This is a genomic window from Variovorax sp. 770b2, from assembly GCF_900115685.1.
Lineage (GTDB): Bacteria > Pseudomonadota > Gammaproteobacteria > Burkholderiales > Burkholderiaceae_C > Variovorax.
The window spans coordinates 189,400-208,569 of sequence record NZ_FOXJ01000001.1 but is presented as its reverse complement, the minus strand read 5'-3'; the positions used below and the strand labels follow the sequence as shown (position 1 = coordinate 208,569).

The window sequence follows — 19,170 nt, the reverse complement described above, 5'->3', positions numbered from 1 at the left end:
CAACTTTTGACGTTTTATAAAAATCAGAAACTCATTTCTTCCTCCATTGACTCCATCTCTATATCAAATCAATTATTAATGCATCCACTCAACGGCAGGCAAATCGCACGAGGCCATTTGATTCACGACGTTGAACACATACCGACCTCGTTGCCACGAGAGCCAAAGATAATGCCTCGGGCGTCGGGACCGGCAATTGTTGTTGCAGTCGATATATCAATATTTCCGTGACCTTGCTAAAAACCGTGCGCTCTGTTTCATGGCGCTCAAGGGGCACTCAAATCAACCTCTTGCTGAATGTTTTTGTTAGGTGTGGATTGAAGAAAACCCATCCACGCAAATAAAGCATTCTTCATTTTATTTAACGAAATAGCTTAGCACCTACCCTCATCGTGAAATGAATAGATTTTCGCTTCTCCCAGTGATAAATCTGCTCACCAAGCGTTTCTACCGAAATTAATAAGTTGAATCATTTTTTCGTTTAATAGCGCTATTTCGCACAGTCCATTGGCCAGCGAAGAAATTGTTTCAAGATAGAAAACGCCCCCATCATCCATCAGATAGTTGGCAATAAATTCATCTAAGTCTCTTTGGGGTTTGAGATAAGTGCATGCCGGCCTGAGAATGCCATCTTTATATGCCGCGGATAAATACCAATAAAGTTTTAGTCTCATTCTTAAATAAAATTGGGATAAACAGTTACCTTCGACACCAGCCACGCCTCTACTTTGACTCCACTCGAGGTAATGTCTCCGTCATGAGATTTCTGAAATTGGAGTCTTATTTACAGGTGGAAAAACAACTTCGAATTTAATTCAATCAAATCAGCCGAATTGTAAAAAACCCGGCCTCTATCGATGCATCTAGTCCTGTTGCCAAGAATTTCGAAACGATCGCCAAGGTCGGTAGCAAGGTGTTCGATTTTTTTGAGTGCCATCTATCGCCGCAGCTTCCGCGATGGCAGGCATAAATTATTTATGCCTAGCAGGCGTGCCGGCCCTGGGTATTTCTCTTAAATGGCTTCTTCTCAGTCAATGGTCATCAGCAAGAAAAACTCTCTTTCAGCAGATGGACCAAGTCTTTTTCTCGGCCGAAATATTCAACGTACAAGAATGAAAATTCGTCTATAGCTTGTGCCAAACCTGTACCGTTGGAAATATCGGTACCGCGGGTATCGACCCGACTTTCGTCATCGGGATGTTCGACCGCGAACTGAAACAGTTCGGCAATAGCAGACTTCTTCCGATTTTCTTCCAATAGCTCGCGATCCTTTTGCAAATCCCCCCTAAAAAATTCAATCTTTTCTTGAATGTTTTTTACTTCTTCCAACGATATTTTTCGCTCTAGGCATGCGCGGGCAGCGTCCTCCCACTCGTTTGCCTCAATCGGAAAAAATCTTTCTTCCTTTAACAGATCAAGAGCAGCCAAAAGAAATTCATGGTATTGCTTAAATTTATCACCTCCTTTAAGAATTTTTAGTTTTCTTGTATTGGCAATAAAAAAATCATGATCGCCTGCGCGATTTATCATATATTTACCCTTAGCGTTTGACCTTTGGCGGCAATGTTTGGCCCAGGTTGTTGGTATGCCCGACTCCCAGTTTATTACTTACATATGAGCAGCTAGGACAAGCATTTATTACTGTTCCCGCAGGAATGCCAAATCGTTCTCCGACCTGTGCGGCACCGATCACGCCTGCCGATGGTATCGCGCCAGAATTTGCATTTATGGCATTGGTGTAACACTGAAGCTCGGCACACGTACCCCAGTACTTTACGCCGGCGTCCGAGTTTAGACTCTTGATATATCCATTTAGCGGTATATATCGGTCTATTGCCTTACCGGCTTCTCTACTAAGGCCGACATAAACACTTCCATTGCTCGCGATATAAATTGCCGCGGCGCCAGAGTCTGCTCCTTTTTGAGTCACTAATAAAGCCAATTGCGCTGCCATCGCATCTGCGTTAGCTTGCGTTGGTGCGATCGAAATAACACCCGGATTGCTCAGCCAGTTAGGTGGCAGCCGATCTACCGTAGCAAGCGCATATGTCCTTTGCGCCGCCGGCGCGGCGATCTGCGTCACGACCTCTCCGCCTCCCACCCACCCGGCCAGCGCATCCACGCCCGCTCCAAGCCCTCTCGCAATCGGCGCCACAAGCGGCCCCGCAAGTTGATTCCCAGCCTCAAGCACCAGCCCGTCTGACACGCTCTGCGACTGCTGCCCATGCCACGAGTTGTAGAAGGGGCTGTTGAGTGGCCCGAGCGTCGGATACCCGTTCGAATAAGCGCTTGTCGTGTACGCGATGGCGCTACCGCCTGATCCCGTCGTCACCACGGTGTTGCCATTCGCCTGAGCCAATTGCGTTTGCGTGGCGCAGGCATTGGTCGAGCCCGTGACGGCATCACACGCTGCCCTCAGGGCGCTCTCATTGGCTGCCGATTCGCGCGCAAGCCGATTCGCGGTCGCGCAGGCATCCGCGGAACCTCTCCCCCCGTTGCAAGCCGCAACCGCAGCGTCGTACTGCTGTTGTTGCGACGTATACATCGGGCCTTTGGGATTCTTCTGGCTCAGCCAGTTGTTCTCCACCGCATTCGCACCGGCAGCCGAGGCAATATCCGCCGCGCCCTGAGTGCCACCCACCAGCGCACCCGCGATGCCCGCCACCATCTGCCCGAGCTGGATCGTGCGCTCCGCGGCCTGCGGATCGGCGTTCGGGTTGTAGATCTGCCCCGTCAGGTGCCCCACCACCGCGCCCACCGCACCCGCGCTGCAGCCATCGCCCGAACTCATGCCGCCCCCGCTGCCTGCGGATGCCCGCCCCGCTCCCACGAGGCATCCCGCGACGGCATGCGCGACTTCGGACGCCAGCGCGTTCAGGTTCTTTTCTCCATCGGGCCCGTTCGCGCCGATCCAGTGCGCGCTCCCCGATGCAGCGGTGTTCAGAAGCCCATTCAACAACCCGCTCTTGATCCCATGCTCCACGCTCGTGCCCTGGATCGCCGAGTTGACGAGCCCGCCCGAGACGCTGTTGATCAGGTTGCGGCGCAGCACCTGCTGCCAGCCCACGGTGGTGCCGTCGGGCAGCGTGCGGCCGATGTTGGCGGCCGTGTAGTCATTGATGCCCAGGCCGATGTTCAGCCCCTGCAAGGCCCCCGCGGTCGCCATCGCGGACACGATGCTCTTGATGCCCTGGCTCGACGCCAGCTCCTCGAGCACCGCCCCGACGTTGCCGTTGTTGTTGATGAGGCTGACTGCCGCCTGCGAGGCGATGCTCGACACGCCTGCAGTGACAGCCGCTGAGACAACGGCGCCCGTGGTTCCGCCCACGGTGCCACCGACCGCCGCCCCTATGCCGCTGGCCGCACCCCACGTCAGCACCGTCGCCACGATCGCCACCACCGCCCCGCCAGCGCCCGTCAGGCTGCCCTGGCTTTGCGCCCACTGCCGCTGCGCCAGCGGCACGGCCTGCCAATCGATCTGCAGCCTGTTCAGTGCGGCATCGTTCTGCACCTGCTGCAACCAGCCCATCCCCGGCTGGTTGCGCTGCAGCGCAAGAAGCTGCTCGATGGTCTGCTGCGTGCCGGGTGTGCCGGGCGTGGCGCTCTGGCCGTTGAACGTGTGCTGCGCCATTTCCACGTTCAGCTTGGGTGCCTCCACCTTCAGGGCCTGGCTGTCGATGCGGGTGTAGTTCGCCTCTTCGACGTGCGCGCCGGTCTCGCGCGTGCGCTGGTACATCGGATCGCTCTCGCTGCGGCTCTGGCCCACTTCGGTGGTCGTGGTGACCACGCCCATGTTCACGTGGCCTTTTTCCGCATTCAGGGCCACCTGCTCGTCGGCATGAATGCGCGCCGCATCCAGCGTCAGATCGCCATCGGTGGCGGTGAGCGTGACGTTCCTGCCGCTGAGCGTGGCCGCCGCGAGCGTGGTCTGGTTCACGCTGTCGGTCACGCTCTCCTTGCCGTTCATGCCCTTGCCCGAGCGCTTGAGGTTGCCCATCGTGCCGATGGAGCCTTTGGAGGTCTTGGTGCCGATTTCGCGGTTGGACGCGTTCGTGCCACTCAGCACATTCACCTCCCCGCCCGTGAGCTTCAGGTCGTCGCCCGCGCTCAGGTTGCTGGCATAGACATTGACCTGTCTGCCGGATGTGATGTTCAGGCTCTCGCCCGCAGTGATGCTGGAGGCCTGCTCTGTCTGGCTCGACACCGCGGCGTGCTGCGCGGTGGTGAGCTTGCGGTCGATGCTGGAGCCGCCCAGCTTCGGCACGATGAAGCCCTTGGCCGTGCGCGTCGTGTCGAGGCTGGCCGTCAGGCTGTCTTGCGCGGACACGATGTTCACGTTGCCCGCGGCCTTGAGCGTCGCGCTCTTGCGAGCCTCGATGTCGCTGCCCACCAGATCGATATCGCCTCCGGCAAAGACGCCGACAGACCCGCCGGACAAGCGGCTGCCGATGCTGGTGCTCGATGTGGCATCGCCCACCAAGGTGGTGGTCGTCGATTTGAGCTTGTGCTTCTCCTTGACCTGGCTGCGCTCGACCACCGACGTGGTTTCTTCTCCCGCAACGATGTCGATGTCGCGCGCTGCCGTGAGGCCCAGCACGCCCGTGCCGGCATCGAGGGTCGCGGCGCGCGCGTCGATGCTTCCGCCCTTGGCATCAAGCAACACCGTGCCGTTGCCGGCGACGGTGCTGCCGGCCTCCTTGCTGGACGCATCGCCGCGGAACCCCGTGGCGCCGAGCATCGTCAGCCGGCTTTGCGATTCGGTGACCGTGCCCAGTTCGATGTTCCTGCCGGCCGTGAGGGAGGTGAAGCTGTCCTCGCCCTTGTTCGACAGCACGCCTGCGATCACCTTGACGTCGTTGCCCGCGTTGGCGATCAGCACGCCGCCTGGATCGGTGACGTACACGCCCGCCACGCGGTCGATGTCCGTGCGCGAAGTGCCCGGCTGGATTCCCGTCTTCGTGGTCGTCTCGATGCGGATATCCCGCCCCGCCATCAGCACCGCGCTGTCGCGCGCCGTGATGCTGCCCCCGATGTTCTCCAGATCGTTGCGCGCGTTGAGCCCAACGCTGCCCCCAGCGATGCGCCCCCCGAGGTTCTTCACGTTCTCGGCATTGATCGCCACCAGCGTCCGCCCGGCGATGGTGCCGGTGTTGACCATGTCGCCCTTGCTCTTGATCACCGTCGCATCCGCACTGAGCAACGCGCCCGAACCATCGATGTCGCCCGGCCGCACGCGCACGTACACCTGCGGCGCCAGCGCCTGCTGCGTGCTGCCGTCGGGCAGGGTCACGGTCTGCTCGACGAGCCACACGATGTCGCTGGTGAGTTGCGCCATCTGCGCGGCGCTCAGTGCGATGCCGGGGCGCAGGCCGTATTGCTTTGCGAAGGTGGCGCCCGAGTTCATGAGCGCGATGTACTGGTCGTCGTCGCTCGCAAAGCCTTCGAGAAAGCGATAGCCCGTGAGCTGCGCGACCTGTTCGCGGATGAGCTTCTGTTCGTAGAAACCATCGCCCAGGCGCTTGAGGGTGTTGTTCGGGTCCTGGCCGAGGTTGGTCAACAAATAGTCGCTGCTGAGCCAGTTGCGGTAGTTCGCAAAGCGCGGGTCGGTCTCGACCACGTAGCGGCTGCCCGCCTCGGGGTGGATGTTGAACAGGCTCGCGCGCGGGATGCCGACGTTGGGGCTGCTGGTGCGAACGACCATGGGGATGGTGCGGGTGGCGCCCGCGCGGGCCGTCGACGTCTCGGCCGCGATGGGAGCACCCGTCGATACGCGCGTGGCATTGGCCTCGCCAACCTCCGGCGCGGGCACGCCGCCCGGTGCGGCTTCGGCGCGAACCGCTGCCTCGGAAGGCACGGTGCCGATGGCGGTTCTGCCGTCCTGAACGGCGGCCACGCGATCGACGCCCGCACCGGACTGCGCAGACGCAGCGCCGCCCACATGAACGATGCTCGCCGCGCTGGCCGGCATGGCCGCCACGCCCTGCGGCGCTGCAGTGGCACTGGCGTTGCTCGCACGCTCGCCCGGCACGCCCACCACCGCGCCGACGTTCGCCGGCACCTCCACGATGGTGGCTGCGCCGTGGCCCGCGGTCACCGAGCCGATGCCGCCGGCGATGGCCGCGCCGTTCCCGCCGGCGGTGGCGGCCGCATCGGGCTTCGTGCCTTTCGCGGCGTTGACGTTGGGCTCGTACTTGTACGCGCCAAGTGGAAACGTCTGAGGCGGCAGAATGAGCGGCTTGTTCGCCATCTGCACGTGCATCGTGTTGTCGATCACGGTCGCAAGGCCAATGACCGTGCGCGTGCCCATGAGTTGATTGGGCTGGTAGTCCGGAACATCGAGTTTTCCGCCAGCCAGCACCTGGCTGTTGTCGTTGTACAGGTGCCCGCTGACCGTCATGCTGCCGCCCGCGACGAGGTGTGCGGGGTCGGCGTCGATCGCCCTGTCTTCGGTGGTCGTAATGGCGTTGTTCCAGAGGCCGTAGCCGCCAATGCCCACGAGTTCTCCGGTGTCCTTGCGGTAGACGAAACCATTGACCGGGTCGGCGTTGACCTCTTCCGAGAGGTAGAGGGTGGAGCGGCCGAAACCGCTCCCGACAAACGTCTTGGGTGCGATGCCGACCAGGAAGCCCGGCGTTGTCTTCGGCGTGCCCTTCCGGATGTGCACGTCGCGGTTGTTCACGCTGGCCATCGAGACCGACAGGCCTCCCAGCGATTCGATGTCGGCGCTCAGGTTGTCCAGCACGCCGCCCTGCCCCGTGGCGAGGCGGTTGCCATCGAGCGCGGCGCCGATGCGCATCGCGTCCGCGCCCCCGCCTGCACTGAAGAGCAGCGAATGCTCGCGGTTGTGGATGGCGTTCGCGCCGATGTTCAGCGTGTTGCGCGCGGCAATGGTGCCGGCCTTGGTAGTGCCATTGGCAGCCTCTGCATCGTTGTCGAGCGTGCCCGTCGCAATCGACACCTGGTTGCCGTAGATGCGGCCGGTGCCGATGTTCTTGACCGCGCCTGCATCGATGCGGGTGTTGCCGTTGCTGTCGATCAGGCCGCGGTTGGTGAGCGTGCCGCTTGCGTTGATGGCGGTGTCCGTGCCCGACATCTCGGCGCCTGCGGTGTTCTCGACCTCGCGGCCGCCCACCGTGAGGGCCTGGCCGGCCACGAGCTTGCCGTGGTTGGTGAAACTGCCGGTCGTGGTGTAGGTGAGGTTGCCGCGGGCCGCGAGCCCGGCGTCGTTCACGATGTCCTGCTTCAGCGCGATGGACAGGTTCTTGCCGGCCACGAGTCGGCCGTCGCCGCTGAAGGTCGCGGCGTCGATCTTCAGGTGCTGGTCGCCCACCAGCGCACCGTTGGTGTTGACGAGGTTCAGCGTCTTGGCGGCTGGGTCGGCCGCGCGCGGATCGGCAATCGCCACGGTGCCGCCGCCCGAGATCAGGCCGCCGGTGTTGTCGACCGTGCCGCCGCTGGTCACGGTGGCGTCCGCGTCGGCCCGGATGGCGCCCGACGCATTGTTCACGTTGCCCGCCGCGATGGCGACGCGCTTGCCTTCGATGCCCTGGTCCTTGCCCTGGGTATCGTGGTTGTCGATGCCGCTGGCATCGAGGGTGGCCGTGGCCATCGAGCGCATGAGGCCCGCGGCGTTGACCACGCTGCCCGCGCCGATGCGCAGGTCGCCGGCGGCCATGGTCTGCCCGCCGCTGTTGTCGTAGGCGCCGCCGTGCGTGTCGATGGCCACGGTGGACTGGCCGAGCACGAGGCCGGCCTCCGTGTTGGAGAAGGCCTGCGTGCTGGCGCTCAATGCATTCTTCGCACCGATGAAGCCGGCCGCGTTGTCGATCGAGCCGGTCCTCAGGTCCAGCGTGTCCGCGCTGGCGATGCCGCCCTGCTTGCTGGCGTGGGCGGCTGCATCGGTGTTGCTCAGCGCCTTGCCATGCGTCTCGATGGCCATCGCGCCGCCGGACTGGATCAGGCCCGAGTTGTTGACGAGCGCGCCCGAGTTCAGGGCCACTGTGGTGGCTGCGGCGAGGGTGCCTTGCGTGTTGTCGAGCGCGCTGCCGTGCGTGTCCACGGACAGGCTGTCGCCGAGGGCTTTGCCCCCGATGTTTCTGAGGCCGCCGTTCTCCAACGCGATCCGCGCCGCCGCCTGCAGCGTGCCGGCATCGTTCGTCGTGGCGCCCGTCGTGGTGACGGTCAGGCCGCCCTTGACTGCTGCCGCTGTGCCCTTGCTGTTGTCCAGCGTGTCCGCCACGAGCGTGGTGTTGCCGTTGGCGGCCAGCATGCCGCCAACGTTGGTCGCGGCACCACCGACGGTGGCGCGGAGGTCGCCGGCGGCGGTCACGCTGCCGGCGTCGTTGTTCAGGCGCCCAGCGGCGATGGTGGCGTTGCCCCCCGCGCCGATCGCGCCACCCTTGCTGTTGTCCAGCGCACCGGTCACGGCCATGTCGAGATCGGCCGTGCCCGCCGCGCGGACCGCGCCGCCTTGGTTCGCCAGGCTGCCAGCCGCGACGTCCAGGTGGCCGTTGCTGGCGATGGTGCCCGCGCTGTTGTCGATGGCGCCCACGATGGCGATGCGCGTGGCATCAGCGCCGCTCTGGACGATCCGCCCGCCGCGGTTGCCGAGGGAACCTGCGTCGATGGCGATGCTCCGGGCGCTGGTCGTTCCGGCACTTTGATCGAAGGCGCCCGCCACATCCGCCACGAAGGCGCCGTTGGCGGTGATCTGTCCTGCTGCGCCGCTGAAGCTGCCGGCCTTCAGGGACAAGGTGCCTTGGCCTTCGGAAACCGCATGCTCGATGCGGCCGGCTGCGTTGGTCATCGCGCCGCCGGCACCCAGGCTCAGGTCGCGGCCGTTGCTGGCGATGCGTCCGCCGTCGTTGTTCAAATTGCCTCCGACAGCGATGGTCGTCGCGCGCGTTCCGACCTGCACGATCTCGCCGCTGGTGTTGGCCAGGTTCGAGACCTTCAATTCCAGGCGGCCTGCATCGAGCGTGCCGCTGTCGTTGATCAGCGTTCGCGATGGATCGGCATCGGCCGTGAGGGCCAGCTTGCCCGGCGTGACGACCGTGGCATGACTGGTCACGACGTCGCCTTGGTCGGCCGCGAGCGCGATGTTCGCGGCGCTGGTCCGGCTCTTCGAGAGATCGATGCTCGCGCCCAGCAGCAAGGCGTTGCCGGCCGCCAGGTTCGTTCCCTGCGCCACGAGTGCGCCATGGGCCTTGATGCTCAGGTCGCCCACCGCGCCCGGCTTGCCGTCGCCCTGGACGCCCGCGCCGAACACGCTCTTCTCGCCGCCTTGCACGCTGTCGGCCGTGATGGTCGTGTGGCGGCCCGACGTGATGCTGCCGTCGTTGGCCAGAGGGCCCTGGACGTCCACCGTGGTGTCGTTGGCGCTGCGCAGGCTACCGGTATTGGCAAGGCTTCCCGCCTGCAGGCCGAGATCGGTCGCGGCGCCGATGTAGCCCCGGGCGTTGGTCAGGGCATGGGCCACGTCGAGTTTCGCGGCCGCCTGGACCGATTGGATCGAGCCCTTGTCGTTGTTCAGGGAAGCCGCCGCGAGTGCGAGCGCCTGGTTGGCGATCAGCGAACCGCCCGCGTTGTCCGCGGCGCCGCGGATGCTCGCTGTCAGTCTGTCGCGCGCGGAAACGGTGCCGACGCTGTTGTCCAGGCTGCCCGCTTCGAGCACGACGCTGCCGTTCGCGGCGATGGTGCCGCCGTGGTTGCCGGTTGCTGCGGCGGTGGTGCTCGCTACGTCGCCTGCAGCCGTGAGGCGGCCCGCTGCGTTGTCCAGGGTGCCTGCGCGGAGCGTGGCGTTGCCGCCTGAAGCCATCTCGCCCCGGTCGCTGTTTCGCAGCAGGCCGTTCACGTCGATGGACAGGTTCGCGCGCTCGCCGGTGCGCAATGTGCCGGCCTTGTTGTCCAGGCTGGCCGCGACGAACGTCAGATCGCCGTTGCTTGCCAGGACACCGCCGCTGTTGTCGATGGCGCCCGAAGTCTCGATGCGCATGGCGCCCGTGCCGGTCTGCACGATCTGGCCGCCGTCGGTGTTGGCGAGGTTCGAAAGCTTCAGCTCGAGCTGTTTGGCGTCGAGCTTGCCGGCGTCGTTGACGAGGGTTTGTGCTGCGTTGCTGTTGGCGGTGATGCGCAAGGTACCCGGTGTGACAACCGTGGCTTTGTTCGTCGTCACATCTCCCTGGGTGGCTGCGATCGCGATGTTCGCGGCGCTGGTCTGGCTGAACGACAGGTCCACGCTCGCGCCTTGCAGCGTGGCATTGCCGGCTGCGAGGGTCGTGCCGTGCGCGGCGAGTGCGCCGCCGGCGCTGACGCTCAGATCGCCCCCCGCGCCCAGCTTGCCATCGCGCTGGATGCCCGCGCCCAGCACACCCGTGCTGCTGTCTTGTACGCTGCCTGCCGTGACGGTGGCGTTACGGCCTGCGGTGATGCTGCCGTCGTTGGACAGCGCATCGCTCACTGTCACGCTGATGTCGTTGGCGCCGCGCAAGGTGCCTGCGTTGGACAAGCTGCCGGCTTTGATGCTCAGGTCGCTCGCGGCACCGACATGGCCCAAGCCATTGTTCAGGGCGCCGCCCACGTTCAATCGGCTTGCAGCCTGCGCGGACTGGACCGATCCCTTGTCGTTGGCCAGTGAACCGGCATCGAGCACGAGCGCCTGCTTCGCGACCAGCGTGCCTGCGGTGTTGTCCACCGCACCCTGGACATTCGCCGTCAACGTGTTCAATGCGGAAACGGTGCCACCTGCGTTGTCGAGGCTTCCGGCGTTGAGGGTCGTGTGGCCGTTCGCCGCGATGGTGCCGCCCTGGTTGCGGGTCGCGCCGCTCGTGGTGCTCGATGCATTGCCCGCGGCCGTGATGCGTCCGGCATCGTTGTCGAGCCTGCCCGTCTGGACCGTGGTGTTGCCGCCCGCGGTCATCTCCCCTTGGCGGTTGTCCACGAGGCCTGTCGCGGTGACCGTGAGATCAGACGCTTGCGCGGCCCGCAATGTGCCGCCCTTGTTGTTCAGGCTCGCGGCGGCGAGGGCCAGGCTGCCGTTGCTCGCCAAGGTGCCGCCGCTGTTGTCGATGGCGCCCGAGGTTGCGATGCGCGTTGCGCCGGCTCCGGTCTGGACGATCTCGCCGCCTTGGGTGTTCGCGAGGTTCGAGACCTGCAGGTCCAGCTGGTTCGCGTTGAGCTTGCCGCCTTCGTTGACCAGCGTCTGGCCGGGCTGCGCATTGGCCGTCACGCTCAGGGCGCCCGATGTGGCGAGCGTGGCCTTGCTCGTCGTCGCATTGCCTTGTGTTGCGGCGACTGCGATGTTGGCCGCGCGGGTCTGGCTGCCCGAGAGGTCGGCGCTCGATCCTTGCAGCGCGACATTGCCGGCAGCGATGGTGTTGCCGTTCGCGACCAGTGCGCCGGAGGTCGTGACGCGCAGATCGCCTGCAGCGCCCAGCGTGCCGTCGCCTTGCACGCCTGCGCCGAGCATGCCGGTGCTGCTGCTCTGCAGGCTGCCGGCGGTGACCGCCGCGTTGCGCCCTGCGGTGATGCTGCCGTCGTTGGCGAGCGCGCCGTCGACCGCAATGCCGACGTCGTTCGCACCGCGCAGGCTGCCGCTGTTCACGAGCGAGCCTGCCTGGACGTTCAAGTCGCCAGCCGCACCAACAGCACCACCGCCGCCATTGACCCACCGACCTGCCACAGAGAGCTGCACGCCCGCTTGTGCCGACTGGATGCGGCCCTTGGTGTTGTCCAGCGAGCCGGTGGTGAGCGCCAGACCCTGGTTGGAGGCCAGCGTGCCGGCACTGTTGATCGTGGCGCCGGTCACGCTGGCGGTCAGTGCACCCGTCGCGGCAATCGTTCCGCGCGTGTTGTCCGCCTGGCCTTGAACCGTGAGGGCTGTATCGGCGCCGCTGGCAAGCGTGCCGTCGATGTTGATCAGGTCGCCGCTCGTGGCGATGCTCAGGCTGCCCGCATCCAGCTTGCCCCCGGTGTTGTCGAACTGCCCGACGTTCGCGCCAAAACTCCGGCTCACGCTGAGCGCGCCGCCCGCATTGCTGAACCTGGCGCCGGTCACGGCCATGGTGGCCACGTCGAGCGTGCCGCCCGCGTTGTCGATCTGCGGTGTCTTGAGCGCGATCGGTCCGCCCGCGTAGATGTGCCCGCCGTCGTTCCGGATCGCGCCGGCGGCGGTGATGCTTCCGGGCGTCGCGGGAACGTACGGCGCAGTCGGCGATGCGCCGCCACCGGTGGAGGCTGCACCCGGCGTGGGCGAACTCCCGCCGGGAGACGTGCCACTGGCCGTGCCGCTGGCCGTGCCACTGGCGCCGGCGGGGCTTGCGCTTGTGCTGCTCGCATCGGGGCTGGCCGGCGGCGCGGGCTCCCCGCCGATCACGCCGCCATTCGTGTTGCTCAAGGTCCGCGAATCGATCGCAAGACCCGAGGTGCCGGCCTGCCGGATGGTGCCGCGATTGCCGATGTCCGCGCCGCTGGCAAGCTCGATGCGTTCGCCTTCCAGCGTCCCGCTGTTCTCGAGCCAGCCTTTCGCCGTCACCACGAGACCACCGGCCCCCGCGCCGATGCTGCCCGCATTGCGCACGCCCAGCCCGGCTTCGGTGCCGATGAGCGTGATCTTCCGGGCGTACATGCCGCCCAGCGCGGCCACGTCGAGCGCGAAGCCGGGTGCCGCACCGGTGCTTGCCGCGGGCGTGACGTTGCCGTGATCGGCGCTGACCTGGCTGGCGCCTGCCACCACCTTGAGTTCATTGGCCCAGATGCCCGCGTTGACCTGCACGGCCCGTGCAAGGATGGCGGCGTAGTCCGTCCGACTCAGGTCCAGCCCCGCGCCTTCGATGCGAACGGTACCGCTGCGCACGACGAAGCTGTCGAGGCCACCGAAGGCATCGAGCTGCGGCAGCCCGGTGGTCAGCGTGGCGCGCGACGCGTTGATGAAGCCGCTGCCGCCCACCAGGATGCCCGCGGGGTTGGCGATGACCACCTCGGCGCGCTGCCCGGCCACTTCGATCTGGCCTCGCAGCTGCGACGGGTTGCCGCCGTTGATCTCGTTCAGGATCACGCGCGCCGGCCCGCCGGCCAGCCAGGGGTTGCCCTGCACCCACCCGCCGAGTTGGCTCTGCACGTTGACGCGGCTGTTGTTCAGGATGACGCCGTTTCGCATCACATCGAACTGGCTGTAGACGTTGCGGCTGACGCCCGCTGCGGACGGCGTCTGGATGTTGACCAGCGGCACGCCGTTGGGCGCCACGAGAACGGTCGGACGCAGGCTGCCCGGGACCATGGGGCTCGCGACGATCTGCGCCTGCCCGGGCAATGCCACCAGCAGACCGAAGAGCACCGAGGCGGCGGCGGGTGCGCTCTTGCCGGTAGCCCTGGATGCGCCCTTGCCGGTGCTGGTCGCGGTTTCCTGGACCACCATGCGCATGCCGCGCGCGGCGTTGAAGACGATGCGATGAAGATGCTTGTTCATTTGTTTTTTCTCCCTGCGGCTCAGAAGCTGAAGTTCAAGTTGAGGCCCGTGGTGACCCTGGACGTGCGGTATCCCTCGGGCTTGCTGAGGGGCACGCCGGCGAAGAGGTCGCAGTTCAGGCCTCCCCATGCGCCGCGCACGCCGACCACGCCTCCGGCGAGGTGGTGGCCGAGCAGCCCCGCGGCCGACTTGCCGCCCACCCGGCCGTAATCGATGCCCACGTAGAGCTCGGCGCCGCTCGCTCCCGCGGCCCAGCCGACGTCGCTGCGCAGCAGCCAGCCGCGGTCGCCCAGCAGGCTGGTCTCGCCGTCGAAGCCGCGCACGGTGTAGCGGCCACCGATGGCAAAGCGGTCTTGCGGCGTGAGCTGGGTCCGGTTCCATTGCGCGCGCCACTGGCCGACGTAGCGAAATTTCTGCGCGCCGAGCTTGAAAGGCGCGTTCAGGCTCACGTCCGCCGCGACGAGGCGAAAGCGGCTGGTGCCTTCGTCGAATTGCTCTTCGGGTGCGCGCTCGGCGCCGAATGCGCCGGTGCCCTGGCGCAGGGCCAGCGTGCCTTCCACCGTGGCCTGGCCGATGAACTCCCTGTGGCTCAAGGCGGCCTCCCAGCCAGCGATCACGCGATGCTGGATCGAGATCTCCGCGCCATCGCCGAAGCTGCGCGACTGGCGCTGGAACGCGCGGATCGCCAGCGTCGTCTTGCGGTGCTGGTCGCGATGGATCAGGCGCGAAAGCCTGACCTCGGCATTGCGGCTCTTGCCCGCGTACACGATGCCCGCGTTCGCACCGGCTACGGTTTGCCGGTATTGGCTGTTCGACGCGGTGAAGCCCAGCAGCCAATAGCCCCGGGGCAGCGAGTAGTGGACGGTCTGGCTCTCGGTGCCGCGGTTCGGGTTGCCGAGAAAGTGCCCGTCGATGCTGTGGTTGGCATTGACGTAGAAGAGGTCGTTGAGGCCGAGCAGGTTGTCCGCCGAGACGGTGGCGCCGGCCTGGTACCTGCCGGTGGTTTCGGTGCCGCTGTCATCCAGGCTCAGCGTGCCGCGCAGCTTGCGCCGTTGCACGTACGTGACCACGAGATCGCTGTCGCCGGGGCGTGCATCGGGAGACGGCGACGCCTCGATCCGGATGTCGGCTTCGGCGGTGGGCACGCGCTTGAAGTTCTCCAGCCCCTGCTCGATATCGCGAAGGTTGAGCAAGTCGCCGGGCCGCGCGGGAATCGCGCCCGAAAGCAGCGCGCGGTCGCCGCCCAAGCCGGTGCTCGAATCGGGTGTCGCGCGAATGGCGGCGATGCGGCCGGACACGAGCGTGACGGTGAGCGTGCCGGCGGACAGGTCCTGCCGCGCGGCCAGCACGCGGGTCGTGACGAAGCCCTTGGCGATGATGGCCTGCTGCAGGCGCGCCATGACGACATCGACACCCCGCGTGCCGATGCAGCGGCCGATGGCGCTGTCGCTCGCATCGGGGCCGCCTGCGGCCTCCAGCATCCATTGGAATTCATCGGCCCGCTCACCCGCAAGCACGAGGTGATCGATGCGAAAGCACGGGAATTCGGAAGCCGGCAGGCGCTGCGCATCGGGCGCCAACAGCTCCTGGCGGCGACTGTCGATCGCGCGCTCCTGCTGCGCGCGCATCACGCGTTCTCGCTCTTGTTGACGCAGTTGTTCGACGAAGGCGTTGGGCGATGAAGGATTCGCTTGCGCCACGGCGCAGGAAGACGCAATGAGCAGCAGGCAGCAAATGGAAAGCGCGCGCAGCGATGGCTGCACGCAAGGGGTAAGGCGCAAAAGCATGGAAGTTCGGAAAAAGCGGGCCACAAGCCGTGGCGCGCCGATGTTGTCTTGCAGATGCCCACGGAAACGTGGCAAGACTGCAAACCGAAAACTTTCCCCGCGGACCTGTCAGATAAGCCACGAATCGCAATTCGATTGCGTTAACCGACTGCAATCAAACGTCAACTTTTTGTCTTGTTTTGCGTTACCGGACACAATCGTCAAGCCATGCAATACATCCCCCCCAACTACGCCACCCTCTTCGTAGCCACCTGCAACCTGCTCAACCTCGCGAACCCCCACCGCGTGTACTACGAGAACCAGGACGCCTACAACGAGCGCGAGTACGAGCGAAAGATCGACTGGATCGGCGAGCGTTTCCACGCGCTCAATGCCGATGTGCTCGCGGTGCAGGAAGTGTGGGACGAAGCGGCGCTGAAAGCCGCCATAGCGCGCAGCGGCTTGCGCTACGACTTCGTTTCGGTGCCCGGTGCCGAGAACACGCCGCCGCCCGGAAGCCCGCCGGGCACGCCGGCCAGAACGGGTGCGCAAGGCACGCCGCGCGTCGGCATCGCCACGCGGCTGCAGGTGGACAACGTCCAGTCCTTCGTCGATTTCCCGCCGGGCTTCGGTGTCGAGGTGCCGGGCCTCGGCCCCCACACGCGCTTCGAGCGCCCGCCCCTCCTGGCCACGCTGCGCATGAAGCACGGCCAGCAGGTGCATGTGCTCACGGTGCACCTGAAGTCCAAGCGCCCCAAGTTCCTGCAGGACGCCCAGGGCAATCACCTGGAGGACCGCGACGACCGCAAGGTCGGCGTGATGGCCTCGCTGCGCTCGCTCCTGATGCGCGGCGCCGAGGCCGCGGCCCTGCGCTGCATCGTCATCGACCTGCTGCAGGACACGAACACGCCGCTGGTGGTGATGGGCGATTTCAACGACAACCCGCACAGCGTGACCACGCAGCTCGTGGCGGCCACCTCCGAGGTGGCCTACGACAAGGCCGCGCGCGACGTGGCACTGTTCAACGCCTACGAGATGCAGGGCGAGTCGGCGCTGAAGAAGGACGTGGCCTATTCGCACATCCACCAGGGTTTTCCGGACGTGCTCGACCAGATCCTGGTGAGCGAAGAATTCGTCGCCAGCAGCCGCCACAGCCTGGGCGACGTGCGGCGGGTCGACTACTTCAACGACCACCTGCACGAAGGCCGCGACCGCTCGCGCTCGGACCACGGCTTCGTGCGCGCGCTGCTGCGGCTGCGCACGGCCTGAAGCTGAAGCCCGTTCAGCGCTGCATGCGCTGGCCGATCAGCCCGCCTTGAGTCTCGGCGGCGGGCGGCTGAGTTTCGGCAGGCGGCGGCGCGAGGCGAGCACGTCCTCGATGTCCTGGCGTGCGCCGTCGATGAGGCAGATGACCGCGCGCTCGGCCTTGTCGGGGTTGCGCGCGATCACCGCGTCGAGCACCGCGCGGTGCAGCGGCAGCGAGCGCGCCGGGCCGTCGGCCTTGGCGGCCGAGATCTCGAAGCTGGTGCGCAGCAGCGCGTTGAGCGCCTTGCTCATCTGCGCGAGCATGCGGTTGCGCGCGGCACCCAGCAGGCCGTTGTGAAAGCGCAGGTCGAAGGTGATGTAGTCACCGCCGTGCTCGACGGCTTCCTTCATGCCGGCGAAGGCGCTTTCGATTTCTTCGATGTCCTTCGCATCGGCCCGCTCGGCTGCGAGCCGCACGGCCGCGGGCTCCACCACGCGCCGCAAGTCCTGCAGGTCGCGCAGGAACCCGGGCGTGAGACCGGCCCGCGATTGCCAGGTGATGACGTCGGGATCGAACCAGTTCCACTGGTCCTGCGGCAGCACGCGCGTGCCGACCTTGGGGCCCGTGACGACGAGCCCCTTGGCCGCAAGCGACTTGATGGCCTCGCGCACCACGGTGCGGCTCACGCCGAGTTCCTCGCCGAGGAGCGGCTCGGGCGGTATCGACGCCCCGACCGCATAGCGGCCGGCAACGATGGCTTCGCCGAGCAGTTCGAGCGTGCGGCCGTGGATGTTCTTGATCATGCGTGCGATGCGAAATTTGCTATCCCTGCGGCCGAAAACATCAAGGCTTCGGCTCGCTCATAAGGCCTATCATATGATGATTGAAACGCCATCCGGCAGGGCAAACCCTCGAGGTTCCGCACCGAAGCCGGCAATCGAGAGAGACAAACCGATGAGCACTCCCCCCCCGAAAAAAAGCCAGCGAACTGCGCAGCCAGCAATGGTTCGGCCGCCACGACCGCGACGGCTTCATCTACCGCAGCTGGATGAAAGGCAAGGGCGTGCCGCACGACCAGTTCGACGGTCGCCCGGTCATCGGCATCTGCAACACCTTCAGCGAGCTCACGCCCTGCAACTCGCACTTCCGCACGCTCGCCGAGCAGGTGAAGATCGGCGTGTATGAGGCGGGCGGCTTCCCGCTCGAGTTCCCGGTGATGTCGCTGGGCGAAACGCTCTTGCGCCCGACCGCCATGCTGTACCGCAACCTTGCGAGCATGGACGTGGAAGAAAGCATTCGCGGCAACCCGCTCGACGGCGTGGTGCTGCTCATGGGCTGCGACAAGACCACGCCCGCGCTCATGATGGGCGCGGCCAGCGTGGACCTCCCGACCATCGGTGTCTCGGGCGGACCGATGCTCTCGGGCAAGTGGCGCGGACAGGAACTGGGCTCGGGCACCGGCGTGTGGCAGATGAGCGAGCAGGTGCGCGCCGGCACGCTCAAGCTGCAGGACTTCTTCGAGGCCGAGAGTTGCATGCACCGGAGCCACGGCCATTGCATGACGATGGGCACCGCGAGCACCATGGCCTGCATGGTCGAGTCGCTGGGCATGGGCCTTCCGGGCAATGCGGCCTACCCCGCCGTCGACGGGCGGCGCAATGTGTTGGCGCGGCAGGCGGGCCGCCGCATCGTGGACATGGTGCATGAGGACATGAACATGTCCAGGATCCTCACGCGCGAGGCGATCGAGAACGCGATCAAGGTGAACGCGGCCGTGGGCGGCTCGACCAACCTCGTGATCCACCTCCTGGCCATTGCGGGCCGCATCGGCGTGGACCTCACGCTCGACGACTTCGACCGCCTCGCCTCGGAACTCCCGTGCCTCGTGAACCTGCAGCCCTCGGGCCAGTTCCTGATGGAGGACTTCTGCTATGCGGGCGGCCTGCCAGTGGTCATCAAGGAGATCGCCCGGCACCTGCACAAGGACATCCTCACCGTCACCGGCCAGAGCCTGTGGGACAACGTGAAGGATGCCGAGAACTACGGCCCGCAGGTCATCCGCCCCCTGGCCGATCCCTTCAAGGACAAGGCCGGCATCTGCGTGCTGCGCGGCAACCTCGCGCCCAACGGCGCGATCATCAAGCCCAGCGCGGCCACGCCCGAGCTGCTGGTGCACAAGGGGCGCGCGGTGGTGTTCGAGAGCGCCGACGACCTGCACAGGCGCATCGACGACGAGGACCTGAACATCGATGAGCACTGCATCATGGTGCTCAAGAACTGCGGCCCCAAGGGCTACCCCGGCATGGCAGAGGCCGGCAACATGCCGCTGCCGCCCAAGGTGCTGCGCAAGGGCATCACCGACATGGTCCGCATCAGCGATGCGCGCATGAGCGGCACGGCCTACGGCACGGTGGTGCTGCACACGGCGCCCGAAGCGGCCGCGGGCGGACCGCTCGCGCTGGTGCAGGACGGCGACATCGTCGAACTCGACGTACCGAACCGCAAGCTGCACCTGCACGTGAGCGACGAAGAGCTGGCCAGGCGCCGCGAGACATGGGTCGCACCGAAGGCGCCGCTCGACTCGGGGTACTGGAAGCTCTATGTCGACACGGTGCTGCAGGCCGACCAGGGTGCGGACCTCGCTTTCCTGCGCGGCCGGCGCGGGGCATTCGTCCCGCGCGACAATCACTGAG

The 19,170-nt window shown here is 65.5% G+C and carries 7 protein-coding genes; 2 read left to right on the top strand and 5 right to left on the bottom strand.

Going from position 1 to position 19,170, the window contains the following annotated elements; genetic code table 11:
- Positions 1–434: 434 nt before the first annotated feature.
- The 4 genes from BM133_RS34400 to BM133_RS00815 form a co-directional block, all read right to left on the bottom strand.
- A complete protein-coding gene (locus BM133_RS34400) occupies positions 435–719 on the bottom strand; it encodes a hypothetical protein (RefSeq protein ID WP_143100047.1) in 285 nt (94 codons plus the stop codon).
- A 322-nt stretch (positions 720–1,041) separates the two neighbouring features.
- Entirely contained in the window at positions 1,042–1,530 is a 489-nt protein-coding gene (locus tag BM133_RS34395; RefSeq protein ID WP_143100046.1) for a hypothetical protein, read from the bottom strand.
- A gap of 10 nt (positions 1,531–1,540) precedes the next feature.
- Positions 1,541–13,465: a two-partner secretion domain-containing protein gene (locus BM133_RS00820; RefSeq protein ID WP_093430975.1), complete on the bottom strand. Its 11,925-nt coding sequence runs from the start codon at positions 13,463–13,465 to the stop codon at positions 1,541–1,543.
- A 20-nt stretch (positions 13,466–13,485) separates the two neighbouring features.
- Positions 13,486–15,252, bottom strand: coding sequence for a ShlB/FhaC/HecB family hemolysin secretion/activation protein (locus BM133_RS00815; protein WP_093430973.1), 1,767 nt, complete (start codon positions 15,250–15,252; stop codon positions 13,486–13,488).
- A gap of 207 nt (positions 15,253–15,459) precedes the next feature.
- Between BM133_RS00815 and BM133_RS00810 the strand changes: the two genes are divergently transcribed.
- Positions 15,460–16,500, top strand: a complete 1,041-nt coding sequence (locus BM133_RS00810; protein WP_093430972.1) for an endonuclease/exonuclease/phosphatase family protein — start codon at positions 15,460–15,462, stop codon at positions 16,498–16,500.
- Positions 16,501–16,536: 36 nt separating this feature from the next.
- Here BM133_RS00810 and BM133_RS00805 read toward each other — a convergent pair whose 3' ends face one another.
- Positions 16,537–17,280 carry a FadR/GntR family transcriptional regulator gene (locus tag BM133_RS00805; RefSeq protein WP_093430970.1) on the bottom strand — a complete coding sequence of 248 codons (744 nt, stop codon included), beginning with the start codon at positions 17,278–17,280 and terminating at the stop codon, positions 16,537–16,539.
- 185 nt (positions 17,281–17,465) lie between these two features.
- Between BM133_RS00805 and BM133_RS00800 the strand changes: the two genes are divergently transcribed.
- Complete coding sequence (locus tag BM133_RS00800) at positions 17,466–19,169, top strand: IlvD/Edd family dehydratase (protein WP_093430969.1); 1,704 nt, start codon at positions 17,466–17,468, stop codon at positions 19,167–19,169.
- Position 19,170: the final 1 nt, after the last annotated feature.